Source organism: Geitlerinema sp. PCC 9228 (genome assembly GCF_001870905.1).
Lineage (GTDB): Bacteria > Cyanobacteriota > Cyanobacteriia > Cyanobacteriales > PCC-9228 > PCC-9228.
This window is the reverse complement of the sequence record NZ_LNDC01000171.1, coordinates 15,116-32,283: the sequence shown is the minus strand read 5'-3', so window position 1 is coordinate 32,283 and position 17,168 is coordinate 15,116. Positions and strand designations below refer to the sequence as shown.

Below are 17,168 nucleotides of genomic sequence, written 5' to 3'. Positions count from 1 at the left end.
AGCCCGCTAAGAGGCTAAGACTGGACTAACCGAACACAATTAACACAGATGTCAATTAATGTTCAGTGATTTGGTTAGTCTGCCACATTGGCTAACATGGGGGCTGCCTGAGAAGTAGGTAATTCCTGGGGATCTGGCAGTAAGGTTGCCCAAGTATAGCGAAACAAAACTGTGCCTCCAGCCGTAATATAATACCATTTCCTTAATAATTTGCAAGAGATAATATAGGCATTTTTGTAGGGGCGCAACGCGTGAGCGCCCCTAACAGGGCAATTGGCAAATACCATACAATCGTTGTTTTTCAGAAATGGTATAAGGTTCTTGCCAAGCTTGATATCGATCGAACAACTGGGTATAGCTAAACCCACCATCAAAGCCAAAATGAATGGCACGAATTTCCGAGTCGGATAGAGTTGATTTGTTGGCTATATCACTTGCAGGCGGCAAAATGGGTGCAATGGGGTTGGATGTCGGTGCATTTTCTTGATATTTTGGTTGGATGCCTTCGCGGTAAACGAAAACATTCAACGTATGGGCACCAGAACTACTAGCAACGCACCCTTGACGAAATCCTGCCGGTAAGTTGGGAATGGGTATGTTAAGGGAAATTTTTCTGGAACGAACGGCTTCTCGAAAAGTTTCCCAAGTAGGACAATTGCGGTTGGCGGTTTGCTAGTTATCTGAATTTGAGTTTGGTCACTCTTGAGCTTGGATATAACTGATACTACCAACTGTAAAACCCAAGATAATTAATGAGATTGTTGCTATATTTAGATTAAAAACAGAATATTTGCGGTTTTCCAGAAATATAGCTAGCTCTAGTAATTTTTAGCGACAGCCTTTATGGTTTTCATATTTACTTTTATTGATTTAAAATCAGAACTTCTGGAGTTTACCAATATACCAGCTAGGATATCTCGATTTTTTGTGAATGGTAAACTGAACGTACGGCAATATGCTAAGAACTTCGATCGCTACTGAGAACATTTTCCATGACAGAACCCACAGATATTGGTCCTTTTCTAGGAGAAATTCGGATTTTTCAAGGATTGCCAGCTCAACAACTAGAAGCCTTGGCTAAAATTGTGATTGTGCAGTCCTATCAGCGAGGAGAAACGATTTTTACCGAAGGCGATCCACCGAAAGGATTTTTTGTGGTGCGATCGGGAAAGGTAAAAGTATTTAAAACGGCGGTTTCTGGAAAAGAACAGATTTTGCGTTTTTTTGAAGCTGGGGAACATTTTGCGGAAGTACCGGCTTTTGACGGTCAGCCTTTGCCGGCTTCTGCGGCAGTCGTGGAAGATAGCAATGTGGTGTTTTTCCCGCGATCGCGATTTCTAGACCTTTTACATTCACAACCCACCCTTGCGGTCAATTTGCTGGCTATTTTTGCACGCCACCTACGACATTTTACCTGGCTAATCGAAGATTTATCGTTGCGGGAAGTTCCATCGAGGCTGGCAGGATATCTTCTGCAATTAAGCCGCCAACAAGCAACCCCCGATCGCGCCGTTTTAGATATCACCAAAAGCCAGCTAGCTGCTTTGTTAGGAACGATTCCCGAAACCCTTTCCAGAGGATTTAGCAAACTATCCCGGGAAGGTTTAATTGTTTCCCAGGGGAACGTCATTGAATTGCGCGATCGCGAAGGGTTGCTTCAAAAAGCCGGCGAACTACCAGACAATCTCCATGGGAGATAACCAAATCCATAGCGATCGCTGTTCCCACAGCAGAAATTCGGTAGGATCGAGATCGGTACGAATCGGAAATCATTCATGGCACCATCTCGTCTACAGCAATTATACAGCTACATGCGTCCCCACCGAAAGCGAGCGCTTTTGGGAATTCTATCGCTTTTGGTGGTGAACCTATTGGGGGTTTACATTCCCTTGGTCATTCGCGACAGCATCGATCGGCTGCAGCAAATGACCCAAACCTCAGATACGAACTCCCTGAGTTCCTTTGTTCCTTCCATTTTATTTATTCTCCTGTTAGCCAGCATGATGTGGTTTGTGCGGGTCGCCTCCCGACTGCTGATATTTGGGGTCGGCAGAAAAGTAGAATTTGACCTCAAACAACGAATTTTCCAACATTTGCTGGTTTTGGAACCGGGATATTTTGCTTCCAGTACCGTTGGCGATATCATTAACCGTGCCACAAGCGACGTAGACAACGTACGTCGCTTGTTAGGATTTGCCGTTTTAAGCTTAATCAACACCCTATTTGCTTATGTTTTGACCCTACCGGTCATGTTTTCCATTAACTTCCGTTTGAGTTTAATGGCGATCGCAGTTTATCCCCTCATGCTCATTTTGGTGCGTGCATTCAGCGATCGTTTGCGGAGCGAACAAATGGAAGTTCAAGAAAACCTCTCTAACTTAAGCGAACTAATTCAGGAAGACATGAGCGGCATTTCCTTGGTGAAAATATACGCTCAGGAAGACAACGAACAAAACGCCTTTCAACGTCTCAACCAACAACTGCTCGGTTCCAACTTAAAACTCGCCAAAACCCGCAATTTACTTTTTCCCATTCTTACCGGTCTTTCCAGCGTTAGCTTGCTCATTCTCCTAACCTTCGGTACCCCAGCACTAGCCAACGGTACCCTAGAAGTCGGTGGTTTCGTAGCATTAATCCTCTACGTAGAACGCCTGGTCTTTCCCACTGCCTTGTTAGGGTTTACCCTGACCACCTACCAACGCGGCGAAGTGAGCATCGATCGCGTAGAATCCATTCTCACAGCCATCCCCCAAATTCGCAACGTTCCCCATCCCATCGAACTTCCCCAACCCGTCAGCGGTCGCTTGCAAGCCAACAACTTAACCTTTTCCTATCCCGACACCGAACAACCCGCCTTAGACGGCGTCACCTTTGACATTCAGCCAGGAGAAATGGTGGCAGTGGTCGGTACCATCGGTGGTGGCAAATCCACCCTCGCCAACGCGATCGCGCGTTTGATCGAGATCGACCCCGAACAGCTATACCTAGACGGCTGTGACATCACCCAAATCAAACTAGAAGCTTTGCGTAGCCACATTGCCTACGTTCCCCAAGAAAGCTTTCTGTTCAGTACCACCATTCGGGAAAACATCCGCTACGGCGACCCCAGTAAATCCCAAGCGGAAGTCGAAAGTGCTGCCAAACTCGCACAAGTGCATTCCGAAATTCTGAACTTCCCCCAACAATACGACACCATCGTTGGCGAAAGAGGGATCACCCTCTCCGGCGGTCAGCGGCAACGGGTTTCCCTCGCCAGAGCCTTGCTGGTGGATGCGCCAGTTTTAATTTTAGACGACGCCCTTTCCAGCGTGGACAACCAAACCGCCACAGAAATCCTGCACAATTTGGCTCAAATTCGCGGCGGTCGTACGGTTTTGTTCATTTCCCACCAAATGGCAGCCGTATCCACCTTAGAACGGATTTTTGTCATGGATGGGGGCAAAATTATTCAACAGGGAACCCACCAAAAATTGCTGCAAGAAGAAGGTCTTTACGACAAACTCTGGAACCAGCAAAAACTGGAAGCCATGCTCAAGTAGTTTCCGGATTTGATAGTGAAGATTGGTACAAAGAGGGTAGGGAGAAAGGGAACCATCGCCTTCTGGCTGGTTTCCTTTCCTATTTCACAACCGTTTCACCCTCACCATGGAAGAGCATACAACCCTATGGGCGTTCCAACTGTTGCCTTAGCTGCATTAGCCACGTTTGCCGCTCAAGATTTGGTACCGGAAGCTGCATCCATCACCACCGCAGATGCTCCCACACAGCCATCTTCCGGCAAGTTAGGGAGTTCCCATGCAACAAGTAGCGGCAAAAAGACAAACTTGGGTTCTCCGGCAGAACCCACACTCGTTTCTCAAGCCATGGGAACCCCAGAAACCATTGCCAACCCACCGACGCAGTTGCTATCGGCAACCTCTGCCAATGCTGCTGAAGAACCATCGGAGGAGGTTAATGCCTGGATGATGGTGTTGGGAGATTTGCTGGTGTCGCCGTTGGGTGCTTTGGCGGTTTTTTGGTTGGTGCGTCGGTTGGTGGTGAAGGCGTTGGTTTCCCAAGTCAGAAATCATTTGCAGGCGTTGGGGGGATTGAACGAACAACTGCAAGATTCCCGCCGCCAAGCGCAGGAATTGCTGGCGGAGTTGGAACACCACGCCAATACGGCATACGATAAGACCACGGCGGAGGTGGAAAGCCTGCAGCAGGAAACCAACCGACAAAAGCAAAATTTACAGCAGGTAGAACGGTTCCAGCAGGTGTGCATGTCGGAGTTTCAATTTGCGGTCAGGGATGTGGAAAAAGCTAAAGATGAAGCCATCGAACGCCTGTCGCAGGTAACCACGGCGCAGGTGTTGGAGGCGGTGAAACCCCAACTGCAACAGAAGCTGCAACAAATGTATGCCAATGGCGGGGAGGTGAACCCACCTACCGATGTGCGATCGCCGGATGCGCAGGCGGCTTTTCAACAGGGAGAACAACTGTTTGCAACCCATAAATACGAAGAAGCGATCGCAGCCTACGACCGTGCTTTGGAACAAGACCCTTCCTGCCACGAAGCCTGGTACAATCGTGGCAATGCTTTGGTGAAGTTGCGCCGGTTGAACGAGGCGATCGCCAGTTACGATCGGGCTGTGGCTATCAAACCCGATAAATTTGAGGCTTGGTACAATCGTGGCAATTTGCTGTTTATGCAGCAACAATACGAAGATGCGGTAACTTGCTATCAAAAGGCTCTTGCCATCAAACAGGATGATGCTGATGTGTGGCAAAATTGCGGGGTCGTGTTGGGAAAGTTGGAACGTCTCGACGAAGCGATCGCCAGTTACGACCAAGCTTTGGCAGTCAACCCCAACAAATTTGAAGCCTGGTACAACCGCGGCAATCTTCTCGCCAAACAAGGTCGCCACGATGCCGCGATTGTTTCCTACCAACAATCTTTGGAAATTAACCCCCAGCAAGTGGAAGCTTGGTACAAATGCGGGAATTTGCTTTTAAAGTTGCATCGCTACCAAGAGGCGTTGCATGCCTACGAAAAGGCCCTAGAACTCAACCCCAACAGCTACGAAATTTGGTACGCTCAGGGGTCGATTTTGGGGCAGTTGCGTCGCTTTGAAGAGGCGTTGGCTGCCTACGAAAAAGCCATTGAAATTCAACCGCAGCGGTATCAGGTTTGGTACAACCGCGGCAACACCCTCGCCAAACTGCATCGCTACGAAGAGGCGTTGGCGTCGTACAACCATACCGTACAGCTGGCACCCAACAATTACGAAGCTTGGTACAATCGGGGTACCATGTTGCAGCGGTTGCAACGATATCGGGAAGCAATGGAATCATACAATGTGGCTTTAGAATTGAAACCCGACAGCCACCAAGCTTGGCACAGCAGTGCGCGGGTTTTGGAAAAAATGCACCGCTATGAAGAAGCGATCGCTTCCTACGAATGCGCCATAAAACTCAAACCAGACAAATACGAAGCCTGGTACAACCGCGGCAACCTACTAGCAAGGCTGCAACAGTACCAAGAAGCCTTTGATTCCCTGACCAAAGCCGTCCAAATTCAGCAAAGCCTCATGCATGCTAGCTAAGCAGTCTGAGATTGGGGCCTGCAAAACTGTCATTTGCCGATATAATAGCACCTTGTGGTTATACAAAAAACAGGCATGGTCGAGGCACAAATTGGTATTATCGGCGGTAGCGGTCTGTATCAGATGGAGGCGCTACAGGATGTAGAAGAAGTTTCTATAGATACACCGTTTGGTTCTCCTTCCGATGCGTTGATTGTGGGTACCCTAGAAGGCATCCGAGTGGCTTTTTTGGCACGCCACGGCCGCTACCACCACTTATCCCCTGGCGAACTCCCGTTTCGCGCCAATATCTACGCCATGAAAAGCTTGGGCGTCAAATATATTCTTTCTGCTTCTGCAGTTGGTTCTCTGCAAGAAGAGGTGAAACCCCTGGATATGGTAGTGCCATCCCAGTTTATCGATCGCACCAAGGAACGAATTTCTACTTTCTTTCGCGATGGGATCGTGGCTCACGTGGGATTTGCCGATCCGGTTTGTCCGAAATTAGCCCAAGTTTTGGCAGATGCAGTGGCTAGCTGCCATTTGGAAGATGTGACCTTACACCGCGGCGGCACTTATATTTGCATTGAAGGACCGACGTTTTCTACAAAAGCCGAATCCCATCTTTACCGCAGTTGGGGCGCTACGGTGGTAGGAATGACCAATTTACCGGAAGCTAGATTGGCACGAGAGGCGGAAATTGCTTATGCAACGCTGGCTTTGGCAACAGATTACGATTGCTGGCACCCCGAACACGACAGTGTCAGCGTGGAAATGGTGGTTAACAATCTCAAACGCAATGCTGCCAACGCTCAGAAGGTAATTTTAGAGACCGTACGCCGTTTGAGCAACAACCCACCGGAATCGGAGGCACATAAGGCTTTGCAATCCGCAATTCTCACGCCTTTGGATCGGGTACCAGAGGAAACAAAAAACAAGCTAGAAATCTTTTTGCGCAATTATATGTAAAAGCCGTAGGTGGGCGTTGCCCACCTTGCTTTTTATTGTTTCTGTAAAGACTTAGGCAAGCGCAATTTACGAATTATACCAAATCCGACATGGAAAAACCACAATTTTTTTGTCGGGGCAACCCCCGCTGTGGGTCCCTTTTGTAGAGGTAGGCATGGGGGCACTCCCCCTACATTTGTGTGGGTTTATGTACATCGGATTTGGTCTTAACTCTCGAAAAAACTTTTGTTTTCGTTTTCCCTTGAACAGTATAATAATTTCCTAGATGGTTGAGTTCCGATTTTAGTAAGCGATTTGTTGAAATTTTGTCGGATGGAGGCTTGGTTTTGGACATGTTTTTGATATAAAAATTTTTTGAGCAGCTGTAGAATCTGGCCCGGACAGGACAAATTTGGGTCTTTCAACAGATTACTGTTTGCTTGAAAAAAGAAATTGTTGCGACGGCGACACAACAAGGTACTGTTGTTATTATGACAAATTGTATCGTAGAGTAGGGAAAACGTATATTGATAGGACGCGATTGTTCTCTGTATGGGATACAATTCCGTTTTCAGCTCGGGGAAAGTAGCGGGGAGATAGAAGTCAGTTTTGACGAAAAAATCTCTCTTTTGCAGCCATATCCGCATTCAGGCAACTTAATCCTACATTGTAAAAAAAGAACTTCTTTGATTAGACTAAAAACATATCTGACGAACGATGAGGTTCCCCCATGAGTCAAATTCCCGCAGAAAACGCCGCTACAGCCGATGTTGGCAAGCCAGCGTTTCTAGAAAAAGTAATGTCTCAAGCGGATTTGCCCGATATTTTCGATGCTCGGGATAATACAGTGGTGGTTTTTCGCACCATGCGTGATTTGATGCCGAAAGAAGCCATTCAACGTATCGCCTCTCAATTGCAGGTAAAAGCGATCGCCAGCGAAAATAAAGCACTGCAACATACCGTAAGCGAGTTGTGGATGGATACCAATCCCCTAGTACGTTTTCTCAGTTCTATCCGTGCGCCGCTAAAAATTGATGGCGATACGTTTGTGTTTCGCATTCAGCAAGAGGGGAGCTTGCCGAAAAATATTGCCCCGGAAACGCTAATTGAGGCCGTTTTTGCGGCGATGAAGTCGGAACTGCCGGCGGCAAGTCACCAAGAGGTTGCTCAATACTTGCCAGATGGTATCAAACAGCTCTGGCAACGCGCCTAGTGGCGTTCAAATTAGCTACTGGGAGGGGGGCTGTCGGCTTGAACTAGCAAGGCAACGGCATAGGCAGACATGGCTTCTTCGCGACCAACGGCATCCATTTTTTCGTTGGTGGTGGCTTTGATGCTAATTCGATCGCTGCCGATTTTTAACACGGTTGCCAAGCGATCGCGCATGACCCCTAAATAGGGTTTGAGTTTTGGACGTTCGGCAACAATGACCGCATCGATATTGCCAATTTGCCAGTTTTCCTTAGCAAGGAGATAGCAAACTTGCTCTAGCAACACCAGGCTGTTCGCCCCTTTCCAGCGGTCGTCGTTGGGGGGAAAGTGAACGCCAATATCGCCCAAACACAAGGCCCCCAACATGGCATCCATAATCGCATGTGTGAGAACATCAGCATCGCTGTGCCCCACCAATCCCAGTTGGTGGGGAATTTCTACGCCTCCCAAAATTAACGGGCGATCGCGCCCCAAGCGATGGATATCGTAACCGTTGCCAATGCGAATGTTGGTCATGATTTAACTATCCAAAGCACCATTGACTTGCGCGTTAAATCCATATACATGGCGGCTGCCGGCGTAGGGAACCAATTCCACTTCCCGTTCGTCGCCAGGTTCAAACCGAACAGCCGCGCCGGCGGGAAGGTTTAAATGCATGCCTTTGGTAGGCTCGCGCTCGAATAGCAACGCTGCGTTAGCTTCGTAAAAATGAAAATGAGACCCTACTTGAATGGGGCGATCGCCGCTGTTGGCTACCCGTACGGTAGTAATCGGGCGCGTGGCATTGAGTTCGATGTCGCCGGCTTGGGGAATCATTTCGCCTGGAATCATGGCTAATCTCGCTAGTTATCGAATGGGATTGTGAACGGTGACCAATTTCGTACCGTCGGGAAAGGTTGCTTCTACCTGCACCTCCGGCAGCATTTCCGGGATGCCTTCCATTACGTCATCGCGGGTCAGCAAAGTAGCGCCATAACTCATTAAATCGGCCACCGTACGCCCTTCCCGCGCGCCTTCCAAAATTCCTGCCGTAATATAAGCCACAGCTTCGGGATAGTTGAGCTTCAGACCTTTCGCCAGTCGTCGTTCCGCTAGCAAGGCAGCGGTGAATACCATAAGTTTGTCTTTTTCTTGGGGCGTTAGTTGCATAGCAGTAGCCGTTAACCAAGCGTAGGCACTTGCTGGTGCTGGTTGTGCGGTTTTCAAATTGCAAAAATTTTACCACAAGTAGATACCTGAGGAGAAACTTTTTGAGAAGGCGGCATTTTGGCACAGAGGCAAAAGGTTTGAGTTTCGCAGTTGCCTTGTGAAGGAAAAATTTTAGAACAATTTGCCTATTTGTCTCATCGGGCAAATCCATGCTTTTCATACAGCCATCTGTTAAATATTGGGAAATTTTCCACCGAGAATACCAACAAATACATGTAAAGTAGGAAAACGTGCATTTTGAAACCCTGACCCTTTCCCTTATAGATGTCCCATCGTAGCCGTAGCCACAACCAACAGGAACTGGTATCGCTCGATCCAGTTTCTGGCGATCGCGGCGGTCGTTCGCCTTCCTATCGCTACACCCTCCGTTGCCTTTCCTGCGGTATCGAATATCCGCCCCATCCGTTTCGATTGCATTGCGATCGCTGTCGGGAATCCGGATCTTTGTTACGCACCGTCTATTCCCAAAAACAGCTCCAAGTCAAACCCCAACTACCTGGAATTTTCCGCTATATCGATTGGTTGCCAGTGAACCGTGCTTTAGATGTTGCTGGCAAACCCATTGTCTATCAAAGCCAGAAGCTCGCTGCCTATTTGGGTTTAGAGCGCCTTTATATCTGTTTTAACGGCTACTGGCCGGAAAAACAGGCTGCCCTGGCTACTGGTTCTTTTAAAGAGTTAGAAGCGGCTTGCGTACTCGCCAGAATTCCTCCCAATTGCCATCGTATGCTGACGTTGGCTTCTGCGGGGAATACAGGGCGGGCATTTGCCCATGTGGGAGAAACCCTCGATTTCCCCATTTGTTTGGTGGTTCCCGAAAGTAGTTTGTCTCAAATCTGGAGTACCAACGGCAAGTTGCCCCAAAATGCCTCTTCCATTCGTTTGGTTGCCGTTGCTGACAACAGCGACTACTCCGATGCTATTGCCATTGCTCGTTCCATTGCTACTCAAAACGGTTTTTTCCCGGAAGGTGGGGTCTTGAATGTGGCGCGACGGGATGGGATGGGGGTAACAGTTTTAGAAGCAGCGGTGACGTTGGGGGAAATTCCCGATAGCTATTTTCAGGCTGTGGGTTCGGGAACAGGTGCGATCGCGGCTTGGGAAGCGAATTTGCGGTTGCTAGAAGATGGTCGCTTTGGAGAAAAACGCATGAGATTGCATTTGGCACAAAATGCGCCCTTTACCCCCATGGTAGATGCTTGGCACGCACAAAGCCGTTCGCTGAATAGGCCACCGGAAGCGATCGCGCGATCGCAAATTCAGCAAGTTTTGGCTCAAGTTCTCACCAATCGCAATCCTGCCTATGCCATGCCTGGTGGTTTGTACGATGCGCTAACCGATACGGGAGGAAATATGTATGCTGTTGGTAACCAGGCTTGTAGCTACGCTCGCTGGTTGTTCGAACGATTGGAAGGAATTGATATTAGTGCCGCATCGGGAGTAGCAACGGCAGCGTTGATCCAGGCTGTAGAAGCTGGTAAAGTCAATAAGGATGAATGCGTTTTGTTAAATATTACCAGCGGTGGCATCAAGCGCATGCAGCGAGAGTTGGGTAGGCAGCCATGGTCTGCCGATTTTGTGCTGTCTCCTACTTCCGGTTCTTGGTTTGACGTTCGCTTGGGAAGAGAACGACCTTTTGCGTAGGATCGATTCGCGAATCGACCCTATGATTCGCTGTTTGATAGCGCTCGTGCCCAAGTCTCTATTCTGCCTTTGCGGTTAACAGGTTGGTTGTTTTATGAGGAATTTAGCATTTTCGGCTTTCACAGCGATCGCCTATTGGTCTCGATGGAATTTCCTGCGCAAAACCCATCGCATGGATGAGGTACAAGAAAAGTTTTTGCGATCGCTACTGCAAACCCACCAAGATACGGCTTTTGGGCGCGAGTACGGCTTTGCCGATATCCAAACCATCGACCAGTTTCGCGAACGAATTCCCGTACAGTCTTATCAGGCATTTGAACCCTACACCCAACGCATGGCAAACGGCGAACCCAACGTTCTCGTCGCCGATCCACTTATTTATTTTAATATCAGCAGCGGTTCTACGGGAACCAAAAAGCTGATTCCCGTCACCAAGCGATCGCGCCGGGTTCTCGCTCGTTCCAACCGCACCGCCGCCGGATTTGGCGTAGCCGCCGCTGCCCGTCAAAATCGACCTTTAGGAGAATTTCTCTATCCCATTTCCGCAAATTCCCACGGCATCACCCCCAGCGGCATCCCCTATGCCCCCGTCAGTACCAGCGACGCGCGGTTGACAGATAGACTCTCCCGGCAGGTATTTGCCCATCCCTTTGAAACCTTTGAAATTGCCGATACCCCAGCCCGCTACTACGCCTGCCTCTTGTTTGCCCTGCGCAACCGCCAACTGCGGGTCATTGGGGCTACCTTTCCCGTGCTAGCCTTACAAATGTGCGATCGTCTCAGCGAATACAGCGAATCTTTAATTGACGATTTAGAGAAAGGTACCATCGCCTCCTGGCTACCCATTGACGGTGACAGCCAAGATATTCGCAGCCGACTGGAACCAAAACTATCTCCCCACCCCCAACGAGCTGCCGAATTGCGCCAAATCGTCCAAAAATACGGTCACCTGACTCCCAAACACGCGTGGCCCCACCTTTCTTTTATCGTCACCGCGCGCGGCGGTACTTCCAACTTTTATTTTCAAAAGTTTCCCGAATATTTCGGCGATACGCCTATTTTCGGCGGAACTTATTCTTGTGCGGAAGGGGTTCTGGGCATTCACCACGACCTCAACGACGATACCTGCCTTCCCGCCATGGAAAGTACCTTTTTGGAATTCATTCCCCAAGACCAATGGGATGCTGAATTTCCCAAAACCATCCTCCCCACCGAAGCCCAAGTGGGAGAACGCTATCGCGTGGTTTTCAGCAACTACAGCGGTTTCTATCGCTACGATTTGGGCGATATTATCGAGGTTACTGGTTTCTACAACCAAGCACCTCTGTTTACCTTTCTCCATCGCCAAGGCAACGTCATGTCATCTTCCACCGAAAAAACCACCGAAGCTCACGTGGTGGAAGTCATGCGTCGTTTGCAGGAAGAATTTCAAATTTCCCTAGAAAATTTCTGCATCACCCTTAGCAAAGATGCTGCACCCGCACACTATTTGGTCAATATCGAACTGGCTTCCCGGCAATCGCATTTATCCCATCCCAAACAGTTTTTGCAACGGTTTGACGAAGTCATGAAAGAGGTGCAGAAATTTTATGCCATCAAGCGGCACGACCAAATTCCCCTACCACGCTTGCGCATTATGGCACCGGGTAGTTTTGAACGGTTGCGCCAGCGGATGCTGCAACAGGGCGTTGCCGAATCGCAATTAAAATTCCCCCATCTCACGGAAGACCGCAATTGGTTGGATGGATTGCCGGTTCTGGAAGAAGTGCGATTGGAAGAATAATGGCATTTTCCCGTTTACCAAGGAGCGCCGATGGTCACAAATCCCGCCCAATAGTAAGGATGGGAAAGGTTTTCGTTGGGCAAGTTGTTGAGTTCTGGGGGCAAAGCCACGGCACCGCGAACCCCGCGCAGGGAACCGTTTTCCAAGCGTACGGCTTGATTGAGTAAATCTAGCTGTGCCTGGCGTAAGGCTTCGGCTTTGAGGGAATGGTCTTGCAAGTGTTGGTAAAATTTGCCCATTAACGCTAAAGTACCGGCGTCGCTTACTTGCCAAATACTAGCCAAGGCGGTTTGTACGCCGCTGTTGACGGCCAATCCGGCAAATCCCAATTCGGCGTTGCCTGCGCCCAAGGCTGTCTGACAGGCGCTCAATACCAATAGGTTGATGGCGAATTCGGCAAAGGGTAGTTGGCGTAATTCTGGGGGCGTTAGTTGGGTATCCCACAATTGGATAAAGGAATCTTTTAATTCTCCGGTTTCAAATCTGGCGTGGGTGGCTAAATGGACGATATCAACGGAATTTTGGAGCTGCGATCGCAGTTTGTTCAAAGTAAATCCTTGATTTAAGAAAGATTTGCCCGTCCAATCGCCGGTTAGAACGGTTTCCAGTTCGATGGGAACGGCTGGCAATGGGGTAAAATCCTCAAATTCCGACCTGCCCATGGCGAGTACGTTGGTTCTATCACTGCTGTCAGCATCGGGTTGGGTGTCAATCATGTTGAAAGCAGGAATGATGGCCAAACTGTATTGTTCGATGAGAAATTGTTCGCCGTCGTGCAAAGCGGATAAAGGAAGCGATCGCAAGCCACTTCCCATACAAAACAGCAAAGTATCGATGGAAATATGATTTTCTCCTCCCTGAAAGTAACCCTGTAAGGGACCAATTATCCAATTGTGGAGTTTGCTAGCTGCATTTATATAAGTTTGATTGCGGCGCTGGCGGCGATTGGTAATGTGGGCGCGCAAGTTTTTGACGGTTTCTAAAACCAATTCGCGCTTGGCTTCGGGCACAATATAGCCTTTGGGCGAACGACCGGGGGCAAAAGCCAATACTTGTAAGTGGGAAGGGGTAGCATCGACATAAATCAGGGCTGTCTGGTTATCCGTTGCTTGGCTAATTTTTTCTAAGGTTTTGGGAATTTCTTGCCCCGTAATTTCGACGGTTGATAAATTGGTTTCAAAATAGCTTTCATAAACCTCTTCCCAATTATTTTCTAACTCGGTAGCGCGTGCTGCCACTTGTTGCGGGGTCATGGGAGAAATTTCCCAGGTGCCAAAATGAGATGGTAGAGAGGAGGTTTGAGCCACTGCCCATCCACTCAAAAGAGTGCCCCACAAGGGAACGCTGGTGACGAAACCGAAAAAGGATTTTGTTAAGAATCGGTGCTGTTGTCTTGCCACGATGTGACCTCCGGGCGCTGCACGAATTGGGGGAATAATTCTTGAAAAGCAGATGGGTCCTATTGAATGATTTCTTGCAATATGTCTCGTTCTTGCAAGCCTGGTTGGGGATGGATGGCAGCTGACCAAACTGCGCGCGGCTAGGGTTTCGATGCGGGGTGGGGCAAACTGCCCTTGGAGATCGGTTTAGATTTCTTGACAAAATGCCGATTTTGTGGTAAGCAAAAGCAAGGAATTAGCCAACGCGGCAGGTGGGGATGGTTCATCGATTTAGTGATGTTTTTTGGACGAGTGGGATTTTCGCTGGTCGAGACCAAGGAAATGCCCGATGGGGCCTTGACCTTCTCCCAAATCAAAGGAATGGCGGATGGCTTCGGTGGTGTAGTCTTTGGCGGCTTGTACGGCTTTGAACAGGGGTTTGCCCAAAGCCAGGTTGGCAGCGATCGCGGCGGAGAGGGTACAGCCAGTGCCGTGGGTATTTTTGGTTTCAATGCGATCGGCTTTTAACACCTTCATGCGATCGCCATCAAACCAAACATCGGTTCCCCAGCACTCTTTGAGCATACCACCCCCTTTCACCAAAACCGCAGATGCACCTAGCTCGTAAATTTTTTCCGCTGCCCTTTTCATATCCTCCACGCCATCAATTCCCCACTCGCTGAGCAGTTGTGCCTCGTAGTGGTTGGGGGTCACAATGGTAGCTTGGGAAATCAACGATTCGCACAAAACGGCAATGGCATCGTCATCAATGAGCCTGGCACCGGTACGGGAAACCATCACCGGATCCACCACCAAATTGGGAATGGATAAGGTTTCAATTTCTTCTGCCACTGCCACCATAATTTCGTCATTGAGCAGCATACCGGTTTTGGCAGCATGCACCCCAATATCGCGAACCACCGATTGACATTGGGCAGCAACAGCAGCGGCAGGCAACGCATCTACCCGGTCTACGCCCAAGGTATTTTGGGCTGTAACGCAGGTAATGGCACTGGTTCCGTGAACGCGATGGAAAGCAAACGTGCGCAAATCGGCTTGAATGCCAGCGCCACCGCCGCTATCCGAACCAGCAATCGTCAGGGCTACAGGAACTTCGCTCATAAAAAGAATAGAATTTATCGATTGGGTCTTCTACGTTGCAGGAATTCGGGAATATCCAAACCGCCGCCTGGCTGTTTGAAAGGCGTTTCCCGCGAGGGTTGGGAGGGGGGACGGCGATCGCTTTTACGATCTGAAGGCGATGATTCTACCGTTTCGCTTCCTTCCTCAGCACCACTGCCTTCGGTATCAAAGCCAGTAGCAATCACGGTAATGCGCACTTCTCCCTGCATGCGATCGTCGATTACCGCGCCAAAAATAATATTGGCATTGGGGTCTACCGCATCGTAAATAGTTTCCGCAGCCGTATTCACCTCGTACAGGCTCAAATCGTTGCCGCCGGTAATATTGAGAACCACCCCTTGCGCGCCTTCTATAGAAGACTCTAGCAAAGGCGAAGAAATCGCAGCCACAGCCGCTTCCCGCGCCCGAGATTTGCCAGAACCTTCACCAATGCCCATCAAAGCCGAACCAGCATCTGCCATCACCGCGCGCACGTCGGCAAAATCCACATTTACCAAACCCGGAATGGTAATAATATCGGAAATCCCCTGTACGCCTTGTCCCAAAATGCTGTCTGCATAGCGAAAGGCTTCCTGCACCGGGGTTTGTTCGGTAATTACCGAAAGCAAGCGATCGTTAGGGATCACGATCAGCGTATCCACGCGACTTTGCAAAGCGGCAATACCTTCTTCCGCTTGATTGGAACGCCGTCTGCCTTCAAACATGAAGGGTTTGGTGACCACACCCACGGTCAAAGCGCCCACTTCTTTGGCTACCTCTGCCACAATGGGGGCTGCTCCGGTACCGGTACCACCTCCCATGCCAGCGGTGATAAACACCAAATCGGAGTTATCGAGAGCATTGGTAATTTCATCGCGGGATTCCTCGGCAGCTTTTTGACCGATGGAAGGATTGCCCCCGGCACCCAAACCGCGGGTCAGTTTTTGACCGATTTGCAAGCGTTTGGGGGCTGATGAGTTGGAAAGGGCTTGGGCATCGGTGTTAATTCCCCAAAATTCCACACCACCCAATTCAGTCTCGATCATGCGGTTGACGGCGTTACAGCCACCACCGCCGACGCCCATCACTTTGATTCTGGCTGCGTTACTAGGCACAATATCTTTACTCCTGGATTCAACCCCTGGCTGCCCGTTTTCCCGAGATTGGCCCGCATGGTACCCAGAGTTGCCAAAGGGATTCGCAGCATCGGATGTTGCTGGGGAATTGGCAGCTCCGTCGGTATTGGGAATTTGTAGGATCGGTACTTCTTCTTCTATATTAGGAAGCCTCATAGGTTTTAATTGCATAAATCTGCGCTCATTGACGAGCGACAAATCAACAAGGGGAACCACGGGGGTTGGGGAACCACGGGGGGTTCCCCCTACATTTGTGGTGGTGGCTTTGTCGCAACTGGTTTCAACGGTGACACGCCCCACCCACCAAGGGCGAGGCTTCTTGAGGTCGGGCAAACCCTGGTTGGGTCAGCTTTCCCCTAATGGGCGACGCCACAGCGCCCCTGCACGTGCCACTGAGGTCAATCCCCAGCTTGGTGCCTACCTTTGAAGGTGTACGATTCTCCCGCCGCTACCAACCGAATGCCACCATTCAAGCATAATTGTTGGAGACGGCGGCATAGCTTTTGGGATGGGATACGAACCAACGCCTGGTTGTTCTGTTTCCCTATATTGATACCATCTTTTTGGCGTTTATTGTTCCCATAAACCAGCGTATCAATCCCGTTTTCTTTACAGAATCCGACAATCCCCCGTGCTGCTCTGTTAGTGGCTTTTTTCCCCCGCCACCAGCATGACACCAACCCCTTACAGCTACGGCCTTCTTTTTTCTGGACAGCGAAAAACATGGCTGCTTTCATTTTATTTCCTATAAAGTATTATGGATGAAGTGCCAATGGGTATTGGGTTGGTTGCCGATCGATGCCTTAAGAGAGGTCAGCTGTATTCCCACCTTGATAGGCAGAGATTTTTACGTAGACCTCTCTCAAACTCTTTCCTTTTCTACAATAAGGGAAGTTGACTTGGCAACCAAATAGATGCAGGGAATCACGGGATACGGTTCGCTTCCCTTGCCAACAAGGGGAGTTGGCTGCTTGGGCTAGCGTTTGTGGGGATGCACCTGAAAGCACAGCAGGACAACCTATTAGGAAGTAGCAGTTCAACGCCGCAGGAACGTTTTTGGCATTGTTTTTTTGGTAGGACTTGACCTATTTCTACCAAATTTTCTGCGATTACGAAAAAAGACGGGAGCTTGAAAGCCCTGCCTCTTTCCCAGCCGGGATGAAAAGCAACC

15 protein-coding genes are annotated in these 17,168 nt (G+C 49.4%); 8 read left to right on the top strand and 7 right to left on the bottom strand.

The genetic code is table 11. The annotated features are described in order from the left end of the window. Window positions 1-261 precede the first annotated feature (261 nt). On the bottom strand, window positions 262-528 hold the full coding sequence (locus tag AS151_RS18005) for a hypothetical protein (protein ID WP_071518454.1): 267 nt from the start codon (window positions 526-528) through the stop codon (window positions 262-264). A 464-nt stretch (window positions 529-992) separates the two neighbouring features. Here AS151_RS18005 and AS151_RS17995 point away from each other — a divergent pair, with 464 nt between their 5' ends. The 5 genes from AS151_RS17995 to AS151_RS17970 all read left to right on the top strand — a co-directional run bounded on the left by AS151_RS17995 (window position 993) and on the right by AS151_RS17970 (window position 7,725). Next, the gene (locus AS151_RS17995; RefSeq protein ID WP_071518452.1) at window positions 993-1,700 is read left to right on the top strand and encodes a Crp/Fnr family transcriptional regulator; all 708 of its coding nucleotides are present in this window, start codon (window positions 993-995) and stop codon (window positions 1,698-1,700) included. A gap of 75 nt (window positions 1,701-1,775) precedes the next feature. Beyond that, window positions 1,776-3,539: an ABC transporter ATP-binding protein gene (locus AS151_RS17990; RefSeq protein WP_071518451.1), complete on the top strand. Its 1,764-nt coding sequence runs from the start codon at window positions 1,776-1,778 to the stop codon at window positions 3,537-3,539. A gap of 126 nt (window positions 3,540-3,665) precedes the next feature. After that, window positions 3,666-5,585 carry a tetratricopeptide repeat protein gene (locus AS151_RS17985; protein ID WP_071518450.1) on the top strand — a complete coding sequence of 640 codons (1,920 nt, stop codon included), beginning with the start codon at window positions 3,666-3,668 and terminating at the stop codon, window positions 5,583-5,585. 75 nt (window positions 5,586-5,660) lie between these two features. Next, complete coding sequence (locus tag AS151_RS17980) at window positions 5,661-6,533, top strand: S-methyl-5'-thioadenosine phosphorylase (RefSeq protein ID WP_071518449.1); 873 nt, start codon at window positions 5,661-5,663, stop codon at window positions 6,531-6,533. Window positions 6,534-7,242: 709 nt separating this feature from the next. Further along, window positions 7,243-7,725 (top strand): DUF2267 domain-containing protein, encoded by a 483-nt coding sequence (locus AS151_RS17970; RefSeq protein WP_071518447.1) that lies wholly within the window; start codon window positions 7,243-7,245, stop codon window positions 7,723-7,725. A gap of 11 nt (window positions 7,726-7,736) precedes the next feature. Here AS151_RS17970 and ispF read toward each other — a convergent pair whose 3' ends face one another. Genes ispF through ureA form a run of 3 tightly spaced genes read right to left on the bottom strand, consistent with a single transcriptional unit; the run spans window position 7,737 to window position 8,873 of the window. Next, window positions 7,737-8,240, bottom strand: coding sequence for a 2-C-methyl-D-erythritol 2,4-cyclodiphosphate synthase (ispF, locus tag AS151_RS17965; RefSeq protein WP_071518446.1), 504 nt, complete (start codon window positions 8,238-8,240; stop codon window positions 7,737-7,739). 3 nt (window positions 8,241-8,243) lie between these two features. Next, on the bottom strand, window positions 8,244-8,555 hold the full coding sequence (locus tag AS151_RS17960) for an urease subunit beta (protein ID WP_071518445.1): 312 nt from the start codon (window positions 8,553-8,555) through the stop codon (window positions 8,244-8,246). A 15-nt stretch (window positions 8,556-8,570) separates the two neighbouring features. Beyond that, on the bottom strand, window positions 8,571-8,873 hold the full coding sequence (ureA, locus tag AS151_RS17955) for an urease subunit gamma (RefSeq protein ID WP_071518444.1): 303 nt from the start codon (window positions 8,871-8,873) through the stop codon (window positions 8,571-8,573). 324 nt (window positions 8,874-9,197) lie between these two features. Here ureA and AS151_RS17950 point away from each other — a divergent pair, with 324 nt between their 5' ends. Both AS151_RS17950 and AS151_RS17945 read left to right on the top strand, forming a co-directional pair. Beyond that, window positions 9,198-10,577, top strand: coding sequence for a cysteate synthase (locus AS151_RS17950; RefSeq protein WP_084639720.1), 1,380 nt, complete (start codon window positions 9,198-9,200; stop codon window positions 10,575-10,577). A gap of 94 nt (window positions 10,578-10,671) precedes the next feature. After that, window positions 10,672-12,360 carry a GH3 auxin-responsive promoter family protein gene (locus AS151_RS17945; RefSeq protein WP_071518443.1) on the top strand — a complete coding sequence of 563 codons (1,689 nt, stop codon included), beginning with the start codon at window positions 10,672-10,674 and terminating at the stop codon, window positions 12,358-12,360. A 14-nt stretch (window positions 12,361-12,374) separates the two neighbouring features. Here AS151_RS17945 and AS151_RS17940 read toward each other — a convergent pair whose 3' ends face one another. The 3 genes from AS151_RS17940 to ftsZ all read right to left on the bottom strand — a co-directional run bounded on the left by AS151_RS17940 (window position 12,375) and on the right by ftsZ (window position 16,168). Next, complete coding sequence (locus AS151_RS17940; protein ID WP_139240753.1) at window positions 12,375-13,760, bottom strand: CHAT domain-containing protein; 1,386 nt, start codon at window positions 13,758-13,760, stop codon at window positions 12,375-12,377. 270 nt (window positions 13,761-14,030) lie between these two features. Then, window positions 14,031-14,861, bottom strand: a complete 831-nt coding sequence (thiD, locus tag AS151_RS17935) for a bifunctional hydroxymethylpyrimidine kinase/phosphomethylpyrimidine kinase (protein ID WP_170861445.1) — start codon at window positions 14,859-14,861, stop codon at window positions 14,031-14,033. Window positions 14,862-14,875: 14 nt separating this feature from the next. Then, window positions 14,876-16,168, bottom strand: a complete 1,293-nt coding sequence (gene ftsZ / locus AS151_RS17930) for a cell division protein FtsZ (RefSeq protein ID WP_244533073.1) — start codon at window positions 16,166-16,168, stop codon at window positions 14,876-14,878. A gap of 13 nt (window positions 16,169-16,181) precedes the next feature. On the opposite strand from ftsZ, the gene AS151_RS21680 reads away from it, so the two are divergent. Then, window positions 16,182-16,424, top strand: coding sequence for a hypothetical protein (locus tag AS151_RS21680; protein WP_139240751.1), 243 nt, complete (start codon window positions 16,182-16,184; stop codon window positions 16,422-16,424). Window positions 16,425-17,168 lie beyond the last annotated feature (744 nt).

Bases quoted from the DNA above. Each gene is read 5' to 3' on its own strand.
- AS151_RS17995 (WP_071518452.1), top strand. From the start codon at position 993: ATGACAGAACCCACAGATATTGGTCCTTTTCTAGGAGAAATTCGGATT.
- AS151_RS17990 (WP_071518451.1), top strand. From the start codon at position 1,776: ATGGCACCATCTCGTCTACAGCAATTATACAGCTACATGCGTCCCCAC.
- AS151_RS17985 (WP_071518450.1), top strand. From the start codon at position 3,666: ATGGGCGTTCCAACTGTTGCCTTAGCTGCATTAGCCACGTTTGCCGCT.
- AS151_RS17980 (WP_071518449.1), top strand. From the start codon at position 5,661: ATGGTCGAGGCACAAATTGGTATTATCGGCGGTAGCGGTCTGTATCAG.
- AS151_RS17970 (WP_071518447.1), top strand. From the start codon at position 7,243: ATGAGTCAAATTCCCGCAGAAAACGCCGCTACAGCCGATGTTGGCAAG.
- ispF (WP_071518446.1), bottom strand. From the start codon at position 8,240: ATGACCAACATTCGCATTGGCAACGGTTACGATATCCATCGCTTGGGG.
- AS151_RS17960 (WP_071518445.1), bottom strand. From the start codon at position 8,555: ATGATTCCAGGCGAAATGATTCCCCAAGCCGGCGACATCGAACTCAAT.
- ureA (WP_071518444.1), bottom strand. From the start codon at position 8,873: ATGCAACTAACGCCCCAAGAAAAAGACAAACTTATGGTATTCACCGCT.
- AS151_RS17950 (WP_084639720.1), top strand. From the start codon at position 9,198: ATGTCCCATCGTAGCCGTAGCCACAACCAACAGGAACTGGTATCGCTC.
- AS151_RS17945 (WP_071518443.1), top strand. From the start codon at position 10,672: ATGAGGAATTTAGCATTTTCGGCTTTCACAGCGATCGCCTATTGGTCT.
- thiD (WP_170861445.1), bottom strand. From the start codon at position 14,861: ATGAGCGAAGTTCCTGTAGCCCTGACGATTGCTGGTTCGGATAGCGGC.
- ftsZ (WP_244533073.1), bottom strand. From the start codon at position 16,168: ATGCAATTAAAACCTATGAGGCTTCCTAATATAGAAGAAGAAGTACCG.